We start from the raw sequence: 23,004 nt of genomic DNA on the forward strand, positions 1-23,004 counted from the left end.
TCGGTGAAAAAAGTGCCAGCTTGATTGTTGGGGCTCTTTATTCGAGTGTCAAGAAAATTTTGAGATGTCGTTGTCGCGTTGCAAACAAGCGCTTTCCAGGGGTTTTTCCCGCTTCCGTTATGTGCGGTTGCGCAAGCGGGCCGTCTTGAAAAGTCGCATAATCGACTCACATGCTGTGCTATGCGCCACCCCCCGCCGTCAGGCTCCGGCGAGCGCCGGCAACCAGCTCCGGCAGGTTGTGCGATACTCGATCCGACTGCGGTGCAACACGGCCGCGCTGCATCATTTGGATAGGGGCCGGCTCCGCAATCGGCTCGTCGAATCGCAAATGCATGGCGGGTCATTTACCCCATCACGCAGAAGCGAACGGGCTCACCGGCGGGTTGGCCGGGTTTTGACAGGATTGCGGGCCTGTCCTAGTTGTTTAGAATGGGTGTATGGCGATTATCCCGGACAAGCAGGACGGCACCGTACTGGAGCGGCAGGAGAAGAAGCTCAAGCCGCCATCCATGTACAAGGTGGTGCTGCTGAATGACGACTTCACGCCAATGGAATTTGTCGTGATGATCGTGCAGGAATATTTCAATAAAGATCGTGAAACCGCAACGCAGGTGATGTTGAAGGTGCATCGCGAGGGCAGGGGAGTTTGTGGGGTCTATACGCGGGACATCGCGTCGACCAAAGTCGAGCAAGTCGTTACCCACGCACGGCAGGCCGGGCATCCGCTGCAGTGTGTGATGGAGGAAGCATGATTGCCCAGGAACTGGAAGTCAGCCTGCACATGGCGTTCATGGAAGCACGCCAGGCGCGGCACGAGTTCATAACGGTCGAACATCTTTTGCTGGCACTGTTGGACAATCCGACAGCGGCGGAGGTGTTGCGTGCATGCGCGGCCAATATCGAGGATCTGCGTCAGAACCTGCGCAACTTCATTCATGACAACACGCCGACCGTGCCTGGCACGGACGACGTCGACACGCAGCCCACGCTGGGTTTCCAGCGTGTGATCCAGCGCGCGATCATGCATGTGCAGTCCACCTCGAACGGCAAGAAGGAAGTGACCGGCGCGAACGTGCTGGTGGCGATCTTCGGCGAGAAGGATTCGCACGCGGTGTACTACCTGCAACAGCAGGGCGTGACGCGTCTGGACGTGGTCAATTTCATCTCGCATGGCATCGCCAAGACGAGCAGCACGGACGCCGCGAAAGCGAGCGACGCGAATGCCGAGTCCGACGAAGCCGCCGCGCAGAAGGAAACGCCGCTCGCCCAGTTCACGCAGAACTTGAACCAGATGGCGAAGGATGGGCGTATCGATCCGCTGATCGGACGCGAGTCGGAAGTCGAGCGCGTGGTCCAGGTGCTGTGCCGTCGGCGCAAGAACAATCCGCTGCTGGTCGGTGAGGCCGGCGTCGGCAAGACGGCCATCGCTGAAGGTCTCGCATGGCGTATTACGCGCGGCGAAGTGCCGGACATCCTCGCTGACGCGCAGGTGTATTCGCTCGACATGGGCGCGCTGCTCGCCGGCACGAAGTATCGTGGCGACTTCGAGCAACGCCTGAAGACGGTCCTCAAGGAGTTGAAGGAACGTCCGCACGCGATCCTGTTCATCGACGAAATTCATACGCTGATCGGCGCGGGCGCCGCCTCGGGCGGCACGCTGGACGCGTCGAATCTGCTGAAGCCTGCGTTGTCCTCGGGCACGCTCAAGTGCATCGGCGCGACCACGTTCACGGAATATCGCGGCATCTTCGAGAAAGACGCGGCATTGTCGCGCCGTTTCCAGAAGGTCGATGTGACCGAGCCGACCGTCGAACAGACGGTGGCGATCCTGCGCGGCCTCAAGTCGCGTTTCGAAGAGCATCACGGCGTGAAGTATTCGTCGGGTGCGCTGTCGGCGGCGGCTGAGTTGTCGGCACGCTTCATCACGGATCGTCATCTGCCGGACAAGGCGATCGACGTGATCGACGAAGCGGGCGCGGCGCAACGCATCCTGCCGAAGTCGAAGCAGAAGAAGACCATCGGCAAGAACGAGATCGAGGAAATCATCTCGAAGATCGCCCGTGTCCCGCCGCAAAGCGTGTCGCAAGACGATCGCAGCAAGCTGCAGACGCTCGATCGCGATCTGAAGAGCGTGGTGTTCGGGCAAGACCCCGCCATCGACGCGCTGTCGGCCGCGATCAAGATGGCGCGTGCGGGTCTCGGCAAGCTGGACAAGCCGATCGGCGCGTTCCTGTTCTCCGGACCCACGGGTGTCGGCAAGACCGAAGTGGCGAAGCAACTGGCGTTCACGCTGGGGATCGAACTGATCCGCTTCGACATGTCGGAATACATGGAGCGTCATGCGGTCAGCCGGTTGATCGGCGCGCCGCCGGGCTATGTCGGGTTCGACCAGGGCGGTCTGCTGACCGAAGCCGTCACGAAGAAGCCGCATTGCGTGCTGCTGCTCGACGAAATCGAGAAGGCGCATCCGGACATCTACAATGTGCTGCTGCAGGTCATGGACCACGGCACGCTGACGGACAACAACGGCCGCAAGGCGGACTTCCGCAACGTCATCATTATCATGACGACGAATGCGGGCGCCGAGGCGATGGGCAAGTCGGTGATCGGCTTCACGAACCGCCGGGAAGCCGGCGACGAGATGGTCGACATCAAGCGTATGTTCACGCCGGAGTTCCGTAACCGTCTGGACGCGACGATCAGCTTCCGTTCGCTCGATGAAGAAATCATCATGCGCGTGGTCGATAAGTTCCTGATGCAGCTGGAAGATCAGTTGCACGAGAAGAAGGTCGATGCGCTCTTCACCGACGCGTTGCGCAAGCATCTCGCCAAACACGGTTTCGATCCGTTGATGGGCGCGCGGCCGATGCAACGTCTGATCCAGGACACGATCCGTCGTGCGCTGGCCGACGAACTGCTGTTCGGCAAGCTGATGAACGGCGGCCGGGTCTCGGTCGACGTGGATGCGGAAGACAAGGTGCAGTTGACCTTCGACGAGCATCCGGCGCCGCGCAATCCGAATCCGGAAGCGGTCGAAGTCGAGTAAGGCGTCGAATCAAGTCGCTGGCAGTATTGAAGAAAGCAGAACGGCGCGGGTTCAACCCCGCGCCGTTCTGCTTTTTGCGTCCTGATTTGCGTCGTTCAGGGTTAGTGTTTGCCGGTACTGCCGAACCCGCCGCCGCCACGCTCGCTTTGTTCGAAATCGTCGACGATATTGAACTCGGCCTGCACGACCGGCACGATCACGAGTTGCGCAAGACGCTCCATCGGATTCAGCACGAAGGTCGTTTCGCCACGATTCCAGGTCGAGATCATCAGTTGACCCTGGTAATCGGAGTCGATCAGGCCGACCAGATTGCCGAGCACGATCCCATGCTTATGTCCCAGTCCCGAACGCGGCAGAATCAGCGCCGCATAGCCCGGGTCACCGACGTGAATCGCGAGGCCTGTCGGGACCAGCGCGGTTTCGCCGGGCTTCAGCGTCAACGGCTCGTCGAGGCAGGCACGCAGATCGAGGCCGGCACTGCCGGTGGTCGCGTAAGCCGGGAGTTGCTCGCGCATGCGCGCGTCGAGAATCTTCAGGTCGAGTTTCATGCAGAGTGGAGTGAGGTTAGGGCGTGGTGTTTGAGCCGAGCTGGAATGCGTCGGCGAGAAGTTCATAGGAGCGCAGCCGGGCGCGGTAGCTGCCTGCGACGGTCAGCACCATCAGCTCGTCTGCCTGGAATTGCTCTTGCAATGCATGTAGCCGCTCTGTGACCGTCTCAGGCGTACCGATGATGCTGCGTGGTTTTTCCCGTGCAATCACAAGTTGCTCGCGCTCACCATACTCCTGCTCGATTCCCTGTTCGATGTTTGGAATGGGTTCGTTCAGGCCGTACGCCATTTGAACGCGGCGCAGGTCGACGGCCTTTTCCAGAGCGGCGGCTTCCTGTTCCGTATCCGCGCAAATCACGAAGACGGCAGCGGCCAGATACGCTTGCTGTGTTTCCTGACTCGCCTTGAAGCGCTCGCGATAGGCCTGCGCCACCTGATGTCCGAAATGCGCATTGATGAAATGCGCGAATGCGAAGCGAATGCCGAGTTGCGCGGCGAGCAGTCCGCCGAATTCGCTCGAACCGAGCATCCATAGTTGCGGACGCGTGTCGATCTGCGGCTGCAGCAACACGCCACGCGCCATGTGATCCTCGGGCAGCGCGCCGTGCATCAGGCCGAGCAGGTCGGTGACCTGCTGCGGGAAAATATCGCCGCGGTTGTAGTCGCCGCCGGCAACCGCCTGCGCTGTGTGCATGTCGCCGCCCGGCGCGCGTCCGACGCCGAGATCGATGCGATTCGGAAAGAGCGCCTCGAGCATCATGAATTGCTCGGCGACCTTGAACGGGCTGTAGTACGGCAGCATCACGCCGCCGGAACCGAGGCGGATGCGTCGAGTCACGCTCCCGAGGCGCGCCAGCATCACCTCTGGACACGGATTCGATACGCCGCGCAAGCCGTGATGCTCGGCGCACCAGTAGCGCGTGTAGCCGAGGTCGTCGGCGAGCTGCGCGAGTTCGACGGTGGCGGCGATGGCGTCCGGCACCGAGTGCCCGGCGATCACGGGCGTTTGGTCGAGCACGGAAAGTAGCGTCATGTCAGTGGCTCCAGATGTTCCGATTCGTCAGCGCGGCTTGCCGTGGTGGCGAGAAATACGCCGTGACGAACTCAACGAATCAGACTCGTGTCGGGCAGACGCTTCGCAATTTCTGCGATCAGCGCACGCGCGAGCGTCTGCTTGTCCGCGCGCGGGAGCTTCGTGGCGCCGCCGGCTTCGAACAGGATCACTTCGTTGTCGTCGAGACCAAAGGTGAGGGGACCGAGATTGCCGATCAGCAGAGGCACGTTTTTGCGCATGCGCTTTTCTTCGCCATGCACTTCGAGGTCGCCGCTTTCCGCCGCGAAGCCGACCGCGAACGGTGGATGCGGCAGCTTCGCCACCGAGGCCAGAATGTCCGGGTTTTCGACGAAGGTGAAGCTTGGCAGTGCGCGTTCGGCGGTCTTCTTGATCTTATGCTCGCTTGCGTGAGCGACACGCCAGTCGGCCACTGCGGCGACGCCGATGAAGATGTCGGCGTCGGCGACCGAGCGCATCACCGCATCGTGCATCTGCTGCGCGGTTTGCACGTCCTCGCGGAACACGCCCCACGGCGTTTCCAGCGAGACCGGGCCTGCGACCAGGTGCACCTCGGCGCCGGCCTGTTGCGCGGCGCGCGCGAGCGCGAAGCCCATCTTGCCGCTGGAGCGGTTGGTGATGCCGCGCACCGGATCGAGCGGCTCGAAGGTCGGCCCGGCGGTCAGCAATACGCGACGGCCGGAGAGGATCTTCGGCGAAAAGAACGATGCGATTGCTTCGTAGGTCGCCTTGGCTTCGAGCATGCGTCCGTCGCCGATTTCGCCACAGGCCTGCGGGCCGGAGTCCGGCCCCAGCAGTGTGACGCCGTCCGCGCGCAGTTGCGCGACGTTGCGTTGCGTCGCCGGGTTTTGCCACATCTGCCGGTTCATCGCCGGGACGACGAGCAGCGGACAATCGCGCGCGACGCACAGCGTCGACAGCAGGTCGTCGGCCATGCCGTGTGCGAGTTTCGCGAGAAAGTCGGTGGAGGCGGGCGCGATCACGATCGCATCTGCTTCGCGCGACAGATCGATGTGCGCCATGTTGTTCGGCACGCGCCCGTCCCACTGGCTCGTATAGACCGGACGGCCCGAGAGCGCCTGCATCGTGACGGGGGTGATGAACTGGGTGGCCGCTTCGGTCATGACGACCTGCACGGTTGCGCCTGCCTTGGTCAGCAGACGCGTGAGTTCGGCGATCTTGTAGCAGGCAATCCCGCCCGTCATGCCAAGGACGAGGTGTTTTCCTGCGAGTTCTGCGGTTGCCAACGAAAGCCTCCGGCAAAGCGTGGTGGCGGGCGGCAGGGCGGGGCGTTCTCCGCGCCGCCGCGCCTTTGAATCCTGACACAAAGCGCGGACGCCGGCGCCTCGTGTCGGTGACGTTAGCGGGTGCCGCGCACGCGCCGCAACTCGTCGAGCACGAGCAGGATCGCGCCGATCGTGATCGCGCTGTCGGCGAGATTGAACGCCGGCCAGTGCCAGCCGCGCACGTGGAAATCGAGGAAGTCGATCACGTGCCCATACGCGAGCCGGTCGATCACATTGCCGAGCGCGCCGCCCAGAATCAGCGCGAGCGCCGTGCAGAACATCTTCTGCCCGCCATGACGCTTGAGCAGGTAGCAGATCACCAGCGCGGCGAGCACGCCGAGCGCGGTGAATGCCCAGCGCTGCCAGCCACCCGCCATCGCGAGGAAGCTGAACGCCGCGCCACGGTTGTACACGAGCACCAGGTTGAAAAACGGCGTGACCTCATGCGCGACACCGTAGGCGAACACCTTCTGGACCGCGATTTTCGTCAACTGGTCGAACAGGATGACGATCAGCGCGATGCCCAGCCAAGGGGCCAGCGAACTGCTTCCGATGGACGTTTTCGACGAGGTTTTCGACATGGTTCTGGCCATTATGCCGCGCTCCTTGTTTCACCGTTGCCGAACAGGTTGCTGAAGCAGCGGCCGCACAGCGTGGGGTGTTCGGCGTTCGCGCCGACGTCCGCGCGATAGTGCCAGCAGCGCTCGCACTTCAGGTACTTCGAGGCGACCACTTCGACGCCTTCTTCCGCTTCGCTCGCGACCTTCACGACGTTCGCACTTGAGGTGATCAACACGAACTTCAGGTCGTCGGCGAGGCTCGCGAGCGCGTCGTAGCGCGCGCCACTCGCGCGGATTTCCACTTCCGCCTGCAGCGACGAGCCGATCAGATTCGCGACGCGCGCTTCTTCCAGCGCCTTCGTCACGTCGCTGCGGGCGGCGCGCAAAAGCGTCCACTTGTCGAGCAGCGCGCCGGCGTCCGGCACCGCCGGGAACGCGTGATACGTCTCGGTAAAGATGGTTTCGCTATTCGGCTGGAAGACCTTCCATGCTTCTTCCGCGGTGAACGACAGGAACGGCGCCATCTGACGCAGCAAGCCGTGCGCGATGTGATACAGCGCGGTCTGTGCCGAGCGGCGTGCGACGGAATCCGCCGCCGTGGTGTACAAGCGGTCCTTCAGCACGTCGAGGTAGAAGCCGCCGAGGTCCTCCGAGCAGAACGTCTGCAGCTTGGCAACCACCGGGTGGAACTCGTACTTCTCATAGTGCGAGAGGATGTCGTCCTGCAGATTCGCCGACAGCGCCACCGCATAGCGGTCGATTTCGAGCCAGTCTTCGACCGGACGCGCATGCTGCGCGAAGTCGAAGTCCGACAGGTTCGCGAGCAGGAAGCGCAGCGTGTTGCGGATGCGGCGATAGCCTTCGGTGACGCGCTTGAGAATTTCCTCGGAGATCGCCAACTCGCCCGAGTAGTCGGTCGATGCGATCCACAGGCGGATGATTTCCGCGCCGAGGCGGTTCGCCACTTCATGCGGATCGATGCCGTTGCCGAGCGACTTGCTCATCTTGCGGCCTTCGCCGTCGACGGTGAAGCCGTGGGTGAGCAGCGCGTTGTACGGCGGCCGGCCGTCGAGCATCGACGCGGTCAGCAGCGACGAATGGAACCAGCCGCGATGCTGGTCCGAGCCTTCCAGATACAGGTCGGCCGGGAATTGCAGTTCGTCCTTGTGCGAGCCGCGCAGCACGTGCCAGTGCGTGGTGCCCGAGTCGAACCATACGTCGAGCGTGTCGCGGTTCTTCTCGTACATGTTGGCGTCGTCGCCGAGCAATTCGCGCGGGTCGAGCGATTGCCATGCTTCGATGCCGGCCTTCTCGACGCGTTGCGCGACTTCTTCGAGCAATTCCTGCGTGCGCGGATGCAGCGCGCCGGTTTCCTTGTGCACGAAGAACGCCATCGGCACGCCCCATTGACGCTGGCGCGACAGCGTCCAGTCCGGACGGTTGGCGATCATGCTGAAGAGGCGCTGCTTGCCCCACGCCGGATAGAACGCGGTGTTTTCGATGCCTTCGAGCGCGGTTTCGCGCAGCGTCCTGTCGCTGTCGTTCGGCTTCACGTCCATGCCGGCGAACCATTGCGACGTCGCACGGTAGATGATCGGCGTCTTGTGGCGCCAGCAGTGCATGTAGCTGTGCGTGTACTTCTCGGTGCGCATCAGCGAGCCGGCGCCTTGCAGCGCTTCGACGATCTGCGGATTGGCCGCCCAGATGGACAGGCCGCCGAACAGCGCGAGCGATTCGATGTAGCGGCCGTCGCCCATCACCGGGTTGATGATGTCGGAGTCGGCCATGCCGTGCGCCTTGCACGACGCGAAGTCTTCCACGCCGTAGGCCGGCGAGGAGTGCACGACGCCCGTACCGGTTTCGGTCGTCACGTAGTCGCCGAGATAGACGGGCGCGGTGCGCTTGTAGGCCGGATGCGCGGACGCGAGCGGATGGTTGAAGCGCAGGTTGACGAGCCTTTCGCCCGGCGTGGTGGCGACGATCGTGCCTTCCAGCCCGTATTGTTTCAGGCAGGCTTCGACGCGTTCTTCAGCCAGGATCAGCAGGCCGCGCGGCGTGTCGACCAGCGCGTAGACGATTTCCGGATGCAGGTTCAGCGCCTGGTTGGCGGGGATGGTCCACGGCGTGGTGGTCCAGATCACGATGCCGCCTTCGTCGCGCGGCAGCGTATTCAGACCGAACGCCTGCGCGGTCTTTGCCGGCTCGGCGAAGCTGAACAGCACGTCGATGGTCGGATCGGTCTTGTCCTTGTACTCGACCTCCGCCTCGGCCAACGCCGAGCCGCAGTCGAAACACCAGTTCACCGGCTTCAGGCCGCGAAACACGTAGCCCTTTTCCATGATCTTCGCGAGCGCGCGGATTTCGCCGGCCTCGTTCGTGAAGTTCATCGTCTTGTACGGGTTGTCCCAGTCGCCGAGCACGCCCAGACGGCGGAAGCCGACCTTCTGCTTCTCGATCTGCTCGGTCGCATAGGCGCGCGCCTTCTGCATCACTTCAGCCGCCGGCAGCGACTTGCCGAACTGCTTTTCGATCTGGATTTCGATCGGCATGCCGTGGCAGTCCCAGCCAGGCACGTAGACCGCGTCGAAGCCCGCCAGATTGCGCGCCTTGACGATCATGTCCTTGAGAATCTTGTTGACCGCGTGGCCGAGATGGATGTCGCCGTTCGCATACGGCGGGCCGTCGTGCAGGATGAACTTCTTGCGGCCTTTGGAAGCGGCGCGGATCTTTTCGTAGATCTTGCGTTCCTGCCATTCCTTGACCCATTGCGGCTCGCGCTTGGGCAGGTCGCCGCGCATCGGGAACGGCGTGTCGAGCAGGTTCACCGGGTAGCGTGACTGCGGTTTCGAATCGGCTTTCTTGTTGCTCATGATGTGGTCGCGGTGAATTCGTTCTATGCGCAGCAAAGGCGCGGGGTTGCGCACGATGCGCGAGGACGTGGGACGCGCCCGGCAGGTCTGTCGCGTGATCCACGGACGCCTTTCGATGCGCGCGGCGACGGTACGCGCGGCGCTTGAGCGCTCGCCCGTACCGCGGCGGTTACCTAATTCGGTCGGTGGCCGAGGTGGCGAAACCGGTGGAGCGGCTGCCCGGCGTGCCGGCGCCGACGGCCGCGAACCACGCGCGCGCATTGGCGGCGTCGCGCGCGATGGCGGCGGTCAGCGTTTCGAGGTCGACGAACTTTTCCTCGTCGCGCAGCTTCTTCAGGAATTCGACGCGCACGAGTTTGCCATACGCGTCGCCGTGCCAATCGAGCAGGTGCACTTCGAGCAGCACGCGGCCGGAGTCGTCGACGGTGGGGCGCAGGCCGAGGCTCGCGACGCCCGGCAGCGGTTCGTCCGCCACGCCGTGCACGCGCACGACGAAAATGCCGGCGAGCGCCGGACGCTTATGGGCGATCGGCAGATTGAGCGTCGGGAAACCGAGATCGCGGCCGAGCTTCATGCCGTGCGCGACGTGGCCGCTGATCAGATAATCGCGGCCGAGCGCGGCGCGCGCCGCGTCGAGGTCGCCCGCCACCAGCGCCGAGCGCACGCCCGAACTGGAAATGCGCGCGCCCGACGGATCGGCGACCGTGGCCATCTGTTCGACTTCGAAGCCATGCTGCTGGCCCGCGGCCTTTAGCGACGCGAAGTCGCCGGCGCGCTTCGCGCCGTAGCGGAAGTCGTCGCCGATCATGACCCAGCGCGCGTGCAGCCCGTTGACGATGATCCGCTCGACGAACGCATCCGGTGACTGGCTCGCGAACGTGTGATTGAAATGCTCGACCACCACCCGGTCGACGCCGTTGGTGCGCAGCGCCTCCAGCTTGTCGCGCAGCATCGCGATGCGCGGCGGCGCGCCGGCCGGATTGAAGAATTCGCGCGGGTGCGGCTCGAAGGTCATCACGCAGACGGGCAGGCCGCGCGCATCCGCTGCTGCGCGCACATGGGCGAGCAGAGCCTGATGGCCGCGGTGGACACCGTCGAAGTTGCCGATGGTCAGTGCGCAGGGCGCACGGCTTTCGGCATTGGGAAGACCGCGGAAGACTCTCACGATAGCGGGTTGCAGTAGGGCGGCCGGAATGCCGCAAAACAAATGATTATAAACGCTCGGCGCGGCAGCCGCCTCTCGCGTCGCGGTTTGGGTGTTGCCGAATGATAAAATCCGCGGATGAAAAAACTCGTCATCCTGATTTCGGGGCGGGGAAGCAACATGGAAGCCATCGTTCGGGCCTGTCTGGACGAAGGCTGGCCGGCGCAAATCGCCGCCGTGATTGCCAACCGTCCTGACGCCGCGGGCCTTGCGTTCGCGGCGTCGCACGGTATTGCCACGGCGGTGGTCGACCACCGCCGGTTTCCCGACCGCGACAGCTTCGACGCCGCGCTGGCGCGCGAAATCGACGGTTTCGCGGCGGACCTCGTGGTGCTCGCGGGCTTCATGCGGGTGCTCACCGCCGCTTTCGTCGACCGCTACGCCGGGCGCATGCTCAACGTGCACCCGTCGCTGCTGCCGAGCTTTCCGGGCCTGAAAACCCATCAGCAGGCGCTCGACGCCGGCGTGCGGCTGCATGGCGCGTCGGTGCATTTCGTCACGTCGCAACTGGATCACGGGCCGATCGTCGCGCAGGCGGCGGTTCCCGTGGAAACCGGCGACACCCCCGCCACGCTCGCCGAACGCGTGCTGGCAACCGAACATATTATTTATCCACGCGCGGTGCGCTGGTTCGTCGAAGGGCGTCTTGCGCTCGACGGTCTGCGTGTCACGCTTACGCCGCCAGAGCCGCAATGGCTCTTTGCCGGTCACACCGCCGGAGAGGGCGCATGAGATTACATGGTTTCCTGATTGGACAAACCGAGACTTTGCTGGCTGAAGTCCTGAAACTGACCGGCCCCGCCGACGCCACCACCAGCCGTTTTTTCCGCGCCCATCCGAAGCTCGGGCACGGTGAGCGCGGCGTGATCGCCGAGGCGGTCTTCGCGGTGCTGCGTCGCCGGATGGAATTCGCCCACCTCGCCGAAAGCGGCGCGGGCAGCCCGGCGCGCCGCATGGCCTTGCTGGGCCTGATGCAGACGGCAGGGCGCTCGGCGCTCAAGCCGTTCGTCTCGGAGTCGGAATCGAAGTGGCTCGATCACGTCGCGATGATCGACCCGGAAAGCTTGCCGCTGCGGATTCGCCTGAATTTGCCTGGCTGGATCAGCGAGGCGCTGAGCCAGCGTTTCGAGGCCGCGGAACTCGCGCAACTGGCCGCCGCGCTGAACTACCCTGCGCCGCTCGATCTGCGCACGAACCCGATCAAGGCGAGCCGCGACGACGTGCTGAACGCGCTGTCGAAGGCCGGTATCGAGGCCGGCGCGACGCCGTTCGCGCCGTTCGGCGTGCGCGTGGTCGGCAAGCCGCCGCTCACCAAACTCGACGCGTTCCAGCACGGTTGGCTCGAAGTGCAGGACGAAGGCAGCCAGTTGCTGTGTTCGCTGGTCGCACCCAAGCGCGGCGAGATGATCGTCGACTTTTGCGCGGGCGCGGGCGGCAAAACGCTGGCGCTCGGCGCGGCGATGCGTTCTACCGGGCGTCTCTACGCATTCGACATTTCCGAGCGGCGTCTGGCCAAGCTCAAGCCGCGCCTTGCGCGCAGCGGGCTGTCGAACGTCAATCCGGTGCTGATCGACAGTGAGCATGACGCGAAGATCAAGCGCCTCGCCGGCAAGATCGACCGTGTGCTGGTCGACGCGCCGTGCAGCGGCTTGGGCACGCTGCGCCGCAACCCCGACCTGAAGTGGCGCCAGTCGCCGGAATCGGTGGCCGAGCTGGCGCCGAAGCAATTGTCGATTCTGGCAAGCGCGGCGCGTCTGGTGAAGAAGGGCGGCCGTCTCGTCTACGCGACCTGCTCGATTCTGGAAGTCGAGAATGAGGCCGTGGTGCAGCAGTTTCTCGCCAATCATCCGGACTTCGCGCTGGTGCCTGCACGTGACGTGCTGGCCGAGCAGCGGATCGACCTCGAAATGGGCGACTACCTGTCGATGTGGCCGCATCGCCACGCCACCGACGGCTTCTTCGCCGCCGTGCTGGAACGCCAGAGCTAACGCAACAGTGGCTTCTTGTCGACGCTAACGGGTTCATTGCCGAACCCGCTAGCGCCGGCGGATTCGGCAACATTCATGGAAAACCGCATTTTTTCTCACATGTTCGGCGATCTCGCGCGCGACTTCGGTCAGCCCGTGATGATATGGCAAGCCGGCATCCTGCTCGCGGCGCTCGTGCTCGCGTGGCTGCTTGCGCGCCTGCTGCGCCGCTCACTGGATCAGCGCCGGGAGTCGCGTTACCACACGGTGCGCTTCGGCGCGGAAAGCCTGAACCGCGCGGCCTTTCCGCTAATCGGCGCGGTGCTGGTGTGGCTCGCCCGAGCGATCGCCGGGCGCTTCATGCACACGGCGCTGCTCGATCTGGCGCTCGTGCCGCTGTTCGGCATCAGCCTGATTTACATTGTGTTTTTCTTCGCACGACGGGTTTTCAGCCGGGACGGGCAAATCCATCCGTGGCTGTTCCTCGTCGAGAAACTTGTTTCCATCGTCGTCTGGCTGGGCATGCTGCTCACCGTGATGGGCATTCAGGACGACGTGATCGCGTGGATGGGCAGCGTCCAGTTCCGCATCGCCAACGCGCACCTGACGCTGCTCTCGCTCGTCACGGGCCTGCTGTGGGTGGGCGTTACGATGATCGTTGCGATGTGGCTCGGCTCCGCGTTCGAAGACCGGCTGATGCGCTCGACCACGCTCGACGCCAACCTGAAGGTGGTGGTGGCGCGGGTCGGCCGGGCGGCTTTCGTGCTGGCGGCGGTGCTTGTCAGCCTGTCGGTGGTCGGCATCGACATTACGGTGCTGGGCGTATTCGGCGGCGCGCTCGGCGTCGGGCTGGGCTTTGGCATGCAGAAGATCACCAGCAACTACGTGTCGGGCTTCATCATCCTGCTCGACCGGTCGCTGCGCATCGGCGACACGATCAACGTGAGCGGCCTGCAGGGCATGGTCACGCAGATCCGCACGCGTTACACCGTGGTGCGCGGGCTGGACGGCATCGAGACGCTGATTCCGAACGAAAAGCTGATCACGGACGTCGTGCAGAACCAGTCGTCGTATCTGACGCGCGGTTATGCGAAAGTGGCCGTGCAGGTCGCCTACACGTCCGATGTCGAGCACGCGATGCGTCTGCTCGCCCACGCCGCCGAGAACGTTCCGCGGGTGCTGCGCGAGCCGGCGCCCACGCCTTATCTGGCGAGCTTCGGGCCAGACGGCATCAATCTCGAACTGGGCTTCTGGATCGAGGAAGCGGCAACCGGAACCTCGGGTGTGCGCTCGACGGTCAACCGCAATATCTGGCGTTTATTCTCCGAGCACGGCATTGCGATTCCGCTCGCGCAGCGCGAAGTGCGGCTAGTCGGCCATGCGGCCGAAGCAATGCTGAATCCGGTAACAGTGATCGCCGCGGCTGCCAGTCAGACGGACGGCGCCCGCTGACGGGCCGTTGGAGCTGCCTCCGGCGTTAAATTTGACCCCGGCGGGCTTCGTTCTCTTGATACCGCACAAAAAATCCCTATTTGTTACAAACACTTGGAACGCTTCAAGTAGAATGTCGTCCAATCCCGCTGTATGCTTTCACTTTCTTGACACACGCATGCTGCGGGTGTCTCGTGTCTCTCGTTCCACAGGTAAATTGCCTTGTTGAATTCATTGCTCGCTTTCCTTGCCCACGGCCTGTTGCACTTCTCGTGGTGGCAACTCGTCGTGTACACGCTGGTCGTGACGCACATCACCATTATTGGGGTGACGGTCTATCTGCACCGCTGCCAGGCGCACCGCGCGCTGGAGCTGCATCCGATTGCCAGTCATTTTTTCCGCTTCTGGTTGTGGATGACCACCGGCATGCTGACCGGCCAGTGGGCCGCGATTCACCGTAAGCACCACGCCAAGTGCGAAACCGAAGAAGATCCGCACAGCCCGCAAACGCGCGGTATCTGGAAGGTGCTGCTCGAAGGCGCGGAACTGTATCGCACCGAGGCGAAGAACGAAGAAACAATGCGCAAGTTCAGTCACGGCACGCCGAACGACTGGATGGAGCGCAACGTGTATACCAAGTACCCGATCCTCGGCGTGAGCCTGATGATGGTGCTGAACGTCGCGCTGTTCGGCGTCGTCGGCCTGACGATCTGGGCCGTGCAGATGGTGTGGATTCCGTTCTGGGCCGCCGGTGTGGTCAACGGCCTCGCGCACTTCTGGGGGTATCGCAACTTCAACTCGTCGGATGCGAGCACCAACATCTTCCCGTGGGGCATCATCATCGGCGGCGAAGAGCTGCATAACAATCACCACACATATGCGACGTCGGCCAAGCTGTCGAACAAGTGGTACGAGTTCGATATCGGCTGGATGTACATCCGCATCATGTCGGCGTTCCGTCTGGCCAAGGTGAAGAAGGTTGCGCCTACGCCGCGTCTGACCACCGGCAAGCTGGTGCTCGACCAGGACACGCTGCAAGCCGTTCTGGCCAACCGCTACGAGGTGATGGCCCGCTACGGCAAGGCGCTCAAGCGTGCTTACCGTCAGGAACTCGCGCATTTGAAGGAAGTCGGCGCGCGCGAAAAGTATCAGGTCATGCGTGGTGCTCGCAGCTGGTTTCATAAGGAAGAAGCTGGACTCGACGAGCCGCAGAAGCGCCTGCTCCCGCAGATCTTCGCGAACAGCCAGAAGCTCAAGACCTACATCGACATGCGCAATGAACTCGCGGCCATGTGGGAGCGTTCCAATGCATCACGCGATCAACTGCTGGTCCAGTTGCAGGACTGGTGCCATCGCGCCGAGCAGAGCGGCATCAAGGCGCTGCAGGATTTCGCGACGCGACTGCGTCGTTATGCTTGATCGCGAAATCTATTAAAATTTCGTTACGTCACAAAACCCCGCGTTGGCGGGGTTTTGCTTTTTGGGCCGCGGAAATTGCAACGACATGAGATTGGCAGTCAGCGGCGGCAGAGCGAAGGCAGAGGAGATCATGGATCAGCAGGCGACTAGGACGGTCGAGTACGACCGGCCGCAAGCACAGGGCACCACCTGTGGAATCGGGCAGGCGTGGGCAAAAGTGCCCGAGATGCCGTCTAGGGAAGAGAAGGTTGCGCTCAAAGCCCGCATCCGCGCGTTGCTCGAGCGCGAGAAAGCCGTGCTTGTCGCGCACTATTATGTCGACGCCGAATTGCAGGAGCTTGCGGACGAAACCGGTGGTTGCGTGGCTGACTCGCTGGAAATGGCGCGTTTCGGGCGCGATCACGAAGCGCAAACGCTGGTGGTGGCCGGCGTGCGCTTCATGGGCGAGACCGCGAAAATCCTTAGCCCGGACAAGCGCATTCTGATGCCGGATCTCGATGCGACCTGTTCGCTCGATCTGGGCTGCCCCGTGGACGAATTCTCCGCTTTCTGCGATGCGCACCCGGATCGCGCGGTGGTCGTGTACGCGAACACTAGCGCCGCGGTCAAGGCGCGCGCGGACTGGATGGTGACCTCGTCGATAGGGCTGGAGATAGTCGCCGACCTGCACGCGCGCGGCGAAAAGATCATCTGGGCCCCGGACCGGCATCTCGGCGGCTATATCCAGAACAAGACCGGCGCGGACATGCTGTTGTGGCAGGGCTCGTGCCTCGTGCACGACGAATTCAAAGGTATCGAACTCGATCTGTTGCGCGCCGAGTATCCGGGCGCGAAGGTGCTCGTACATCCGGAGTCGCCGGCCAACGTGGTCGCGCAAGCGGATGTGGTCGGCTCGACCACGCAATTGATCGACGCCGCCCAAAAGCTCGACGCGACGCACTTCATCGTGGCGACCGATCTCGGCATTCTGCACAAGATGCAACTCGCCGCACCCGGCAAGACGCTGATCGCCGCGCCGACGGCCGGCAATAGCGGGACTTGCAAGAGTTGCGCGCACTGCCCGTGGATGGCCATGAACGGCCTCGCGAATCTGGCCGACGTGCTGGAGCGTGGTCACAACGAAATCTTCGTCGATCGCGCGATCGGCGAGCGGGCGCGTCTGCCGATCGACCGGATGCTGGATTTCGCCGCGCGTCACAAAAAGCGCGTGCAGGCAAGCGGCGATCTCGCGCGCGACGCGCAACTGTATTCGAACGTGGGGGCAGCGTGATGGGGGCCGTTGAAGGGGTAGTCGAGGGGGTAGCCGAGCACCAGCAGATCCAGGCGGTGTCGCCGCTGTTTGCCGAGATTCACGCGCAGTATGGCGCGGCTTTCGACGCCGCCTTGGCGCGCAACGTCGCCGATGCGTTGGCCGAAGATGTCGGCACGGGTGATCAGACCGGCCGCCTTGTCCCCGCCGACGACGTGCGCAATGCGCGCATCGTCGTGCGCGAGGATGCGGTGCTGTGCGGCGTGCCATGGTTCAACGCAGTGATGCGCGAGGTCGATCCGCGTATCGATGTGCGGTGGCGTTATCGTGAAGGTGATCGGATGGCCGCGGACACGCCGGTCTGCGAACTGCGCGGACCGGTTCGCGCGCTGTTGACTGCGGAACGCAATGCACTGAATTTTTTGCAGTTGCTGTCGGGTGTGTCGAGCGCGACGCGGCGGTATGTCGACGCGATCGCGCATACGCGCACGCGCATTCTCGACACGCGCAAGACGTTGCCCGGTTTGCGGCTCGCGCAAAAGTACGCGGTGCGCGTGGGCGGCGGCGCGAATCAACGGCTCGCGTTGTACGACGGCATCCTCATCAAGGAAAACCACATTGCCGCGGCAGGCGGCGTGGGTGCTGCCATGGACGCGGCGCTCGCGTTAAATGCGGGCGTGTCGATCCAGATCGAAGTGGAGACGCTCGAGCAACTGGAAACCGCACTGTCGCATCGCGCGCAATCCATTCTGCTGGACAACTTTTCGTTCGACGCAATGCGCGACGCGGTCCGCATCACGGCGGGGCGTGCGGTACTGGAGGTGTCCGGCGGCGTGAACTTCGAGACCGTGCGGACGATTGCCGAAACGGGTGTCGATCGCGTCTCGATCGGCGCGCTGACCAAGGACGTGCGCGCAACGGATTACTCGATGCGGATCGTTTGACCGCTTGTGCGCAAGCGGTTTCGATCAATGATGAAGGCCATCGCCGGATCAGTCGGGCGATGGCCTTTTCGTTTCATCCAGCTCAAAACGATCATACGTTGCGATTGCGCACGTGCTCTGGCGAGAGAACCGTCGGCAGCGCTTTGGGCAGTGTTGCCGGCCAGTCCCGGCTGAAATGCAGCCCGCGGCTTTCACGCCGTGAGCGCGCGCCTTCGACGATCAACGAGGCGACGTCGACCAGGTTGCGTAGTTCGAGCAGATCGCGGCTCACCTTGAAGTTCGCGTAATACTCGTGAATCTCGTCGCGCAGTAGCGCCAATCGGTGTTTCGCGCGTGCGAGCCGCTTGTCGGTGCGCACGATACCGACGTAATTCCACATCAGCCGGCGCAGTTCATCCCAGTTGTGAGCGACCACGACTTCTTCGTCGGGATCGGACACGCGGCTTTCGTCCCAATCCGGCAACGGCGCATGAACGGCCGCGCTAAAGCCTTCTTCCTCGATGGCTTGGGCCGCGGAGCGTCCGATCACGAGGCATTCGAGCAGCGAGTTGCTGGCCAGGCGGTTCGCGCCATGCAGGCCGGTGCACGACGTCTCGCCGACGGCATACAGGCCTGCGAGATCGGTGCGGCCGGCGAGGTCGGTTACGACGCCGCCGCACGTGTAGTGCGCCGCCGGCACGACGGGGATCGGTTCCCTGGTGATGTCGATGCCGAATTCCAGGCAGCGCGCGAGAATCGTCGGGAAGTGTTCGCGCAGGAATTCGGGTGGTTGATGGCTGATGTCGAGGTACACGCAATCGATGCCGCGCTTCTTGATCTCGAAATCGATCGCACGCGCGACGATGTCGCGCGGCGCGAGTTCGGCTCGCCCGTCGTGGTTCGGCATGAAGCGCGTGCCGTCCGGTAGCTTCAGAACGCCGCCTTCGCCGCGCACCGCTTCCGAAATCAGAAACGACTTCGCGTACGGATGGAACAGGCAGGTCGGATGGAACTGGATGAATTCCATGTTCGACACGCGGCAGCCGGCTCGCCATGCCATTGCGATGCCGTCGCCGGTCGCGGTGTCGGGATTCGTGGTGTACAGATAGACCTTGCCGGCGCCGCCCGTGGCGAGCACCGTATGCGGCGCTTCTATCGTCACCGTGCGGCCGCTTTGCAGATCGAGCGCGTACAGACCGTGGCAACGGCGGCCGGGCAGGCCGAGGCGGTCGGACGTGATCAGGTCGATCGCGTAGTGGTCCTCGAACAGCGTGATGTTCGGATGGCGGCGCACGCGTTCGCTGAGCGTGGCAACCACCGCGTGGCCCGTCGCATCCGCAGCATGAATGATCCGGCGATGGCTGTGGCCGCCTTCGCGCGTCAGATGGAAGCCTAGTTCGGCGGCATCGTCTTTAGTGAACGGCACGCCTTGCTCGATCAGCCATTCGATCGCGGCACGCCCATGCTCGACGATGAAGCGCGTAGCGGCCTCGTCACACAGCCCGCCACCGGCGATCAGCGTGTCGCGCACGTGATTTTCGATGCTGTCCGCCGAATCCAGCACCGCGGCGATGCCGCCTTGCGCCCAGTCGCTTGCGCCTTCGGTCATCGATCGCTTGGCGACCACTGCAACCCGCCGGGTCTGCGCCAGATTGAGCGCTACGCTCAAGCCAGCCAGACCGCTACCGACAATCGCCACATCGAATTCCATTACTTGCATCTCCGTCTTTCGTTTTCCACGACGGCGCGCGATCCGCTCGCCGCTAAAGCAAGAAAGCATACGCGTCGCAACGGATGAACGAAAGCTGGCTGAACGGCATAAGACTGTTCGTGTGGACGAAGAGCGAATCAACGACGTGGAAATGAGATAAGAGAGGCGCGCAGAAACAAAAAAGCCTCGCACGAATGCGAGGCTTTTTTTGCATGTCTTTTGCCTTCGTCAGGCAGGAGCCAAGATTTATTTAATCTTGGTTTCCTTGTACTCAACGTGCTTGCGGACGACCGGATCAAATTTCTTGATCAGCATCTTTTCCGGCATGTTGCGTTTGTTCTTCGTCGTCGTGTAGAAGTGACCCGTGCCTGCGGTCGATTCCAGCTTGATCTTGTCGCGTGCGCCTTTCGCCATGATTTACTCCTTAGGCTTCACCGCGTGCGCGCAGATCTGCGAGCACAGCGTCGATACCGTTCTTGTCGATCAGGCGCAGGCCGGCGTTCGAAACGCGCAGACGCACCCAACGGTTTTCGCTTTCCACCCAAATGCGGCGGTTTTGCAGGTTCGGCAGGAACCGGCGCTTGGTTTTGTTGTTCGCGTGGGAAACGTTGTTGCCGCTCATCGGCGCTTTCCCAGTTACTTGGCATACGCGTGCCATGAGAGCACTCCTAATACGCTAATTCTGAGTTCGAACGCCGTGAAAGTTTCCCGAAAAGGCCGCGCTTAAGTTTGGAAACTAGAGGCGCTTGAGCTTTCCGGAACGCCTTGATGGCTTCGGAACAGGGGGTTGGAAATAGGCAAACCGGAATTATAGCGGAAAAAAAGCCGCAAAATCAAACCTTATTTGCGACACTGGACACGGTGCCCCGCCTGCGCGGCCCTGGTCCTTGCGCTGTCACGGCCAGCCGGCGCGGGCGAACGAGTAGACGCTGTCCGTGGCGATCACCAGATGATCGATCAGTCGCACGTCGATCAATGCCAACGCGTCGCGCAGCGTGTGCGTCAGGCGGCAGTCGCTGGCACTCGGCTGGACCGCGCCGGAAGGGTGATTATGCGCGACGATCAGGCTCGCCGCATTCAGGTTCAGTGCGCGCCGTACGATTTCGCGTGGATAGACCGCCATGCGCGTGAGTGAGCCCTGCGCGCTTTCCTCGCAGCGTATCAGCCGATGCCGCGCGTCCAGAAAGAGCGACACGAACACTTCCTGGTGGCGGCCGCCGATCAACAGGCGCAGATAGTTTTCCACGGCTTCGGGCGAGTTCAACAGCGAGCGCCTGCGCATTTTATCGACCAGAGATCGCCGGGCCATTTCCATGATCGCCAGCAACTGCGCTTTTTTCGCCGGCCCGAGGCCGCGGATGCCGTCGAGGTCGACGTAGGCCGCGTCGAGCATGGCGCGCAGCGAGCCGAACCGGTCGAGCAATGCGCGCGCGACGCTGAAGACATCGTGGCCGGGCAGGCCGGAGCCCAGCACCAGCGCGATCATCTCGGTATCGGACAGGGCACTGGGCCCCTGGTTGATCAGACGCTCGCGCGGCATGTCTTTTTTTTGCCATTTACCGCGCAGCAGCGGTGGCCGGCCAGGCGCGCCAGTTGCAGCGGCGGCGCGTGGTGTCGGCGCCCCGGGCAGCGCTGTCTGCGCGGGTACATCGTCAATTGTGCTGACGTAATCGGCCATATAAATAGAATCCTCCGCTTGCGTGGGTGGCGCAGGGCGAGGCTGTACCCTGCCGCCATGCGCGCGACTGAGCCAAGCCGCCGCCCGCTATGTGGCTTACAATAGACGCTTTGCGCACGGCACCCCGATGGTTTGCCACACGCGTGAACTGCGGCGTCGACTGCGCCAGCAGCGCACCCGTGCAGCGCGCTTCGACTGAGCGAGCATTGCATGAGCATCATCGACATTTCCGAGGTGAAGGCCGGTTCACACGTGACGCTTCACTACCGGCTTTCCCTTGCCGATGGCGCCGAAGTCATCAATACGTTTACCGACAAACCGGCTACGCTGCTGCTTGGCGCCGGTCAACTGGCGCCGCCGCTGGAAGATATTTTGCTGGGTTTGAAGGTGGGCCACCATTCGACCTTTCAGCTAACCCCGGGCCAGGCGTTCGGTCCCCGCAATCCGGAGCTGATCCAGCGCGTGTCGCTGGCCACGCTGCGCGAAAACAGCATGATCGGCGAGGATTTTTCGCCAGGTGACCTGGTCGAATTCAACGCACCGGGCGGCGGGCGCTACGCCGGTGTCCTGAAGGAGGTCGGCGAGACGTCGGCCCTGTTCGATTTCAACCATCCGCTTGCCGGCCAGGCGCTGGCGTTTGAAGTGAAAATCATCGGGATTTTGTAAACATGAGCATCACGGATACGACTCTTGCCGAAACCGAGATCCTGCTGGCGCAGCCGCGTGGATTTTGCGCCGGCGTCGATCGGGCGATCGAGATCGTCGAGCGGGCCATCAAGCTGCACGGGTCGCCGATCTACGTGCGCCACGAAATCGTCCACAACGCCTATGTGGTCGAAGACTTGCGCAAGAAGGGCGCAATCTTCATCGAGCGGCTGGAAGAAGTGCCGGCCGGCAATACGGTCATCTTCAGTGCGCACGGTGTGTCGAAGGCCGTGCGTTCGGAAGCCGAGTCGCGCGGCCTGCGTGTGTACGACGCCACGTGTCCGCTCGTGACCAAGGTGCATATCGAAGTCGCGAAGATGCGCCAGGACGGCTTCGACATCGTGATGATCGGCCACAAGGGCCACCCGGAAGTCGAAGGAACGATGGGGCAGGCCGGCGAGGGCATGCATCTGGTCGAAGACATCGAAGACGTGCAGGCTTTGCAACTGGCCGATCCGGAGCGGATCGCGTTCGTCACGCAAACCACGCTGTCCGTCGACGATGCGGCTGAAATCATCCGCGCGCTGAAGACCAAGTATCCGTCTATCCGTGAGCCGAAGAAGCAGGACATCTGCTACGCCACGCAAAACCGCCAGGACGCGGTGAAATTCATGGCGCCGCAGTGCGACGTCGTGATCGTGGTCGGCAGCCCGAATAGTTCGAACTCCAACCGGCTGCGCGAGCTGGCCGAAAAGCTCGGCGTGCCGGCCTATATGGTGGATTCGCCCGATCAGATCGATCCCGTATGGGTCCAGGGCAAGCGGCGTATCGGCGTGACCGCTGGGGCGTCGGCGCCGGAAGTGCTGGCGCAGGCGGTGATCGCCCGCTTGCGCGATCTCGGCGTGCGCAATGTGCGCGCGCTCGACGGCATCGAGGAAAACATCGCGTTTCCGCTGCCGCGCGGATTAGGTCTGCCGGCCTGACAGTTCCGCTGAGCCAAGTTGGAAGAAAGCGCGCCTGAGGGGCGCGTTTTTTTCGTCTGGAGGCTAGTGGCGAGGCGCAAATATAAAGTGCCAGATCAGGCTGGCCGGCCCCTTTGTGTGACGTCCCCCGCAAATTCTTTGGAATTGCGATTGGGTTTTTTATCCATTATGACCTGATCTGTCCCTGATTAATCCGCATTAAATCCATCGCATGGAATTTTGACGCACTAAAGTAGTGCGTCACCTTCGGCATTGCAGGAAACGTAATACATAACGCAAAGCGCGCTCCAACCGGGCACCGGGCCGATTCGCTGCAACACTTGATGCCATGGGGTCCCGCACCGGTGCAACTGATGCACGAAAAACGGTCGCAACCGGGTTGCGCCTTCTAGCGGTTTTAGCTCTCAAAATA

20 protein-coding genes are annotated in these 23,004 nt (G+C 62.9%); 10 read left to right on the forward strand and 10 right to left on the reverse strand.

Going from position 1 to position 23,004, the window contains the following annotated elements:
* The first annotated feature begins 437 nt into the window (after positions 1 to 437).
* Positions 438 to 752, forward strand: a complete 315-nt coding sequence (gene clpS, locus HV770_RS04645) for an ATP-dependent Clp protease adapter ClpS (RefSeq protein ID WP_006050100.1) — start codon at positions 438 to 440, stop codon at positions 750 to 752.
* Positions 749 to 3,046 (forward strand): ATP-dependent Clp protease ATP-binding subunit ClpA, encoded by a 2,298-nt coding sequence (gene clpA, locus HV770_RS04650; RefSeq protein WP_042321496.1) that lies wholly within the window; start codon positions 749 to 751, stop codon positions 3,044 to 3,046. The genes clpS and clpA overlap by 4 nt, the downstream gene beginning before the upstream one ends.
* A gap of 101 nt (positions 3,047 to 3,147) precedes the next feature.
* Here the strand turns inward: clpA and dut are convergent, their stop codons facing one another.
* The 6 genes from dut to HV770_RS04680 form a co-directional block, all read right to left on the reverse strand.
* Positions 3,148 to 3,594 carry a dUTP diphosphatase gene (gene dut / locus HV770_RS04655; RefSeq protein WP_121315520.1) on the reverse strand — a complete coding sequence of 149 codons (447 nt, stop codon included), beginning with the start codon at positions 3,592 to 3,594 and terminating at the stop codon, positions 3,148 to 3,150.
* 16 nt (positions 3,595 to 3,610) lie between these two features.
* Complete coding sequence (locus HV770_RS04660) at positions 3,611 to 4,627, reverse strand: LLM class flavin-dependent oxidoreductase (RefSeq protein WP_175158307.1); 1,017 nt, start codon at positions 4,625 to 4,627, stop codon at positions 3,611 to 3,613.
* 71 nt (positions 4,628 to 4,698) lie between these two features.
* Positions 4,699 to 5,913, reverse strand: coding sequence for a bifunctional phosphopantothenoylcysteine decarboxylase/phosphopantothenate--cysteine ligase CoaBC (coaBC, locus tag HV770_RS04665; RefSeq protein ID WP_175158308.1), 1,215 nt, complete (start codon positions 5,911 to 5,913; stop codon positions 4,699 to 4,701).
* A gap of 113 nt (positions 5,914 to 6,026) precedes the next feature.
* The gene (gene lspA, locus HV770_RS04670) at positions 6,027 to 6,533 is read right to left on the reverse strand and encodes a signal peptidase II (RefSeq protein WP_175158476.1); all 507 of its coding nucleotides are present in this window, start codon (positions 6,531 to 6,533) and stop codon (positions 6,027 to 6,029) included.
* A gap of 11 nt (positions 6,534 to 6,544) precedes the next feature.
* Entirely contained in the window at positions 6,545 to 9,382 is a 2,838-nt protein-coding gene (ileS, locus tag HV770_RS04675) for an isoleucine--tRNA ligase (protein ID WP_175158309.1), read from the reverse strand.
* A gap of 169 nt (positions 9,383 to 9,551) precedes the next feature.
* Positions 9,552 to 10,547 carry a bifunctional riboflavin kinase/FAD synthetase gene (locus HV770_RS04680; protein ID WP_175158310.1) on the reverse strand — a complete coding sequence of 332 codons (996 nt, stop codon included), beginning with the start codon at positions 10,545 to 10,547 and terminating at the stop codon, positions 9,552 to 9,554.
* A 117-nt stretch (positions 10,548 to 10,664) separates the two neighbouring features.
* Here HV770_RS04680 and purN point away from each other — a divergent pair, with 117 nt between their 5' ends.
* The 6 genes from purN (at position 10,665) to nadC (ending at position 17,596) form a co-directional block, all read left to right on the forward strand.
* Positions 10,665 to 11,318, forward strand: a complete 654-nt coding sequence (gene purN, locus HV770_RS04685; RefSeq protein ID WP_175158311.1) for a phosphoribosylglycinamide formyltransferase — start codon at positions 10,665 to 10,667, stop codon at positions 11,316 to 11,318.
* Positions 11,315 to 12,574 carry an RsmB/NOP family class I SAM-dependent RNA methyltransferase gene (locus HV770_RS04690; protein WP_175158312.1) on the forward strand — a complete coding sequence of 420 codons (1,260 nt, stop codon included), beginning with the start codon at positions 11,315 to 11,317 and terminating at the stop codon, positions 12,572 to 12,574. The genes purN and HV770_RS04690 overlap by 4 nt, the downstream gene beginning before the upstream one ends.
* 75 nt (positions 12,575 to 12,649) lie before the next feature.
* Entirely contained in the window at positions 12,650 to 14,005 is a 1,356-nt protein-coding gene (locus HV770_RS04695; protein WP_175158313.1) for a mechanosensitive ion channel family protein, read from the forward strand.
* Positions 14,006 to 14,206: 201 nt separating this feature from the next.
* Positions 14,207 to 15,403, forward strand: coding sequence for a DesA family fatty acid desaturase (locus HV770_RS04700; RefSeq protein ID WP_175158314.1), 1,197 nt, complete (start codon positions 14,207 to 14,209; stop codon positions 15,401 to 15,403).
* A 130-nt stretch (positions 15,404 to 15,533) separates the two neighbouring features.
* Positions 15,534 to 16,673, forward strand: coding sequence for a quinolinate synthase NadA (gene nadA, locus HV770_RS04705; RefSeq protein WP_175158477.1), 1,140 nt, complete (start codon positions 15,534 to 15,536; stop codon positions 16,671 to 16,673).
* The gene (nadC, locus tag HV770_RS04710; RefSeq protein WP_175158315.1) at positions 16,673 to 17,596 is read left to right on the forward strand and encodes a carboxylating nicotinate-nucleotide diphosphorylase; all 924 of its coding nucleotides are present in this window, start codon (positions 16,673 to 16,675) and stop codon (positions 17,594 to 17,596) included. The genes nadA and nadC overlap by 1 nt, the downstream gene beginning before the upstream one ends.
* A 91-nt stretch (positions 17,597 to 17,687) precedes the next feature.
* Here the strand turns inward: nadC and nadB are convergent, their stop codons facing one another.
* The 4 genes from nadB to radC form a co-directional block, all read right to left on the reverse strand.
* On the reverse strand, positions 17,688 to 19,286 hold the full coding sequence (nadB, locus tag HV770_RS04715; protein WP_175158316.1) for an L-aspartate oxidase: 1,599 nt from the start codon (positions 19,284 to 19,286) through the stop codon (positions 17,688 to 17,690).
* Between the two features lie 246 nt (positions 19,287 to 19,532).
* Positions 19,533 to 19,700 (reverse strand): 50S ribosomal protein L33, encoded by a 168-nt coding sequence (gene rpmG, locus HV770_RS04720; protein ID WP_007180630.1) that lies wholly within the window; start codon positions 19,698 to 19,700, stop codon positions 19,533 to 19,535.
* 10 nt (positions 19,701 to 19,710) lie between these two features.
* Positions 19,711 to 19,944 (reverse strand): 50S ribosomal protein L28, encoded by a 234-nt coding sequence (gene rpmB, locus HV770_RS04725; RefSeq protein WP_007180631.1) that lies wholly within the window; start codon positions 19,942 to 19,944, stop codon positions 19,711 to 19,713.
* 237 nt (positions 19,945 to 20,181) lie between these two features.
* The gene (gene radC / locus HV770_RS04730; RefSeq protein WP_175158317.1) at positions 20,182 to 20,964 is read right to left on the reverse strand and encodes a RadC family protein; all 783 of its coding nucleotides are present in this window, start codon (positions 20,962 to 20,964) and stop codon (positions 20,182 to 20,184) included.
* A gap of 210 nt (positions 20,965 to 21,174) precedes the next feature.
* Between radC and HV770_RS04735 the strand changes: the two genes are divergently transcribed.
* Positions 21,175 to 21,630 (forward strand): FKBP-type peptidyl-prolyl cis-trans isomerase, encoded by a 456-nt coding sequence (locus HV770_RS04735; RefSeq protein ID WP_175158318.1) that lies wholly within the window; start codon positions 21,175 to 21,177, stop codon positions 21,628 to 21,630.
* 2 nt (positions 21,631 to 21,632) lie between these two features.
* Positions 21,633 to 22,592: a 4-hydroxy-3-methylbut-2-enyl diphosphate reductase gene (gene ispH, locus HV770_RS04740; RefSeq protein WP_121315507.1), complete on the forward strand. Its 960-nt coding sequence runs from the start codon at positions 21,633 to 21,635 to the stop codon at positions 22,590 to 22,592.
* Positions 22,593 to 23,004: the final 412 nt, after the last annotated feature.

It is taken from the genome of Paraburkholderia fynbosensis, from assembly GCF_902859935.1.
In the GTDB taxonomy this organism is placed as follows: Bacteria; Pseudomonadota; Gammaproteobacteria; order Burkholderiales; family Burkholderiaceae; genus Paraburkholderia; species Paraburkholderia fynbosensis.

Excerpts from the sequence above, each read along its gene's own strand:
- clpS (WP_006050100.1), top strand. The coding sequence starts at position 438 with ATGGCGATTATCCCGGACAAGCAGGACGGCACCGTACTGGAGCGGCAG.
- dut (WP_121315520.1), bottom strand. The coding sequence starts at position 3,594 with ATGAAACTCGACCTGAAGATTCTCGACGCGCGCATGCGCGAGCAACTC.
- HV770_RS04695 (WP_175158313.1), top strand. The coding sequence starts at position 12,650 with ATGGAAAACCGCATTTTTTCTCACATGTTCGGCGATCTCGCGCGCGAC.
- clpA (WP_042321496.1), top strand. The coding sequence starts at position 749 with ATGATTGCCCAGGAACTGGAAGTCAGCCTGCACATGGCGTTCATGGAA.
- ileS (WP_175158309.1), bottom strand. The coding sequence starts at position 9,382 with ATGAGCAACAAGAAAGCCGATTCGAAACCGCAGTCACGCTACCCGGTG.
- nadA (WP_175158477.1), top strand. The coding sequence starts at position 15,534 with ATGGATCAGCAGGCGACTAGGACGGTCGAGTACGACCGGCCGCAAGCA.
- ispH (WP_121315507.1), top strand. The coding sequence starts at position 21,633 with ATGAGCATCACGGATACGACTCTTGCCGAAACCGAGATCCTGCTGGCG.
- nadC (WP_175158315.1), top strand. The coding sequence starts at position 16,673 with ATGGGGGCCGTTGAAGGGGTAGTCGAGGGGGTAGCCGAGCACCAGCAG.
- lspA (WP_175158476.1), bottom strand. The coding sequence starts at position 6,533 with ATGTCGAAAACCTCGTCGAAAACGTCCATCGGAAGCAGTTCGCTGGCC.
- nadB (WP_175158316.1), bottom strand. The coding sequence starts at position 19,286 with ATGGAATTCGATGTGGCGATTGTCGGTAGCGGTCTGGCTGGCTTGAGC.
- rpmB (WP_007180631.1), bottom strand. The coding sequence starts at position 19,944 with ATGGCACGCGTATGCCAAGTAACTGGGAAAGCGCCGATGAGCGGCAAC.
- radC (WP_175158317.1), bottom strand. The coding sequence starts at position 20,964 with ATGGCCGATTACGTCAGCACAATTGACGATGTACCCGCGCAGACAGCG.
- purN (WP_175158311.1), top strand. The coding sequence starts at position 10,665 with ATGAAAAAACTCGTCATCCTGATTTCGGGGCGGGGAAGCAACATGGAA.
- HV770_RS04690 (WP_175158312.1), top strand. The coding sequence starts at position 11,315 with ATGAGATTACATGGTTTCCTGATTGGACAAACCGAGACTTTGCTGGCT.
- HV770_RS04735 (WP_175158318.1), top strand. The coding sequence starts at position 21,175 with ATGAGCATCATCGACATTTCCGAGGTGAAGGCCGGTTCACACGTGACG.
- HV770_RS04660 (WP_175158307.1), bottom strand. The coding sequence starts at position 4,627 with ATGACGCTACTTTCCGTGCTCGACCAAACGCCCGTGATCGCCGGGCAC.
- rpmG (WP_007180630.1), bottom strand. The coding sequence starts at position 19,700 with ATGGCGAAAGGCGCACGCGACAAGATCAAGCTGGAATCGACCGCAGGC.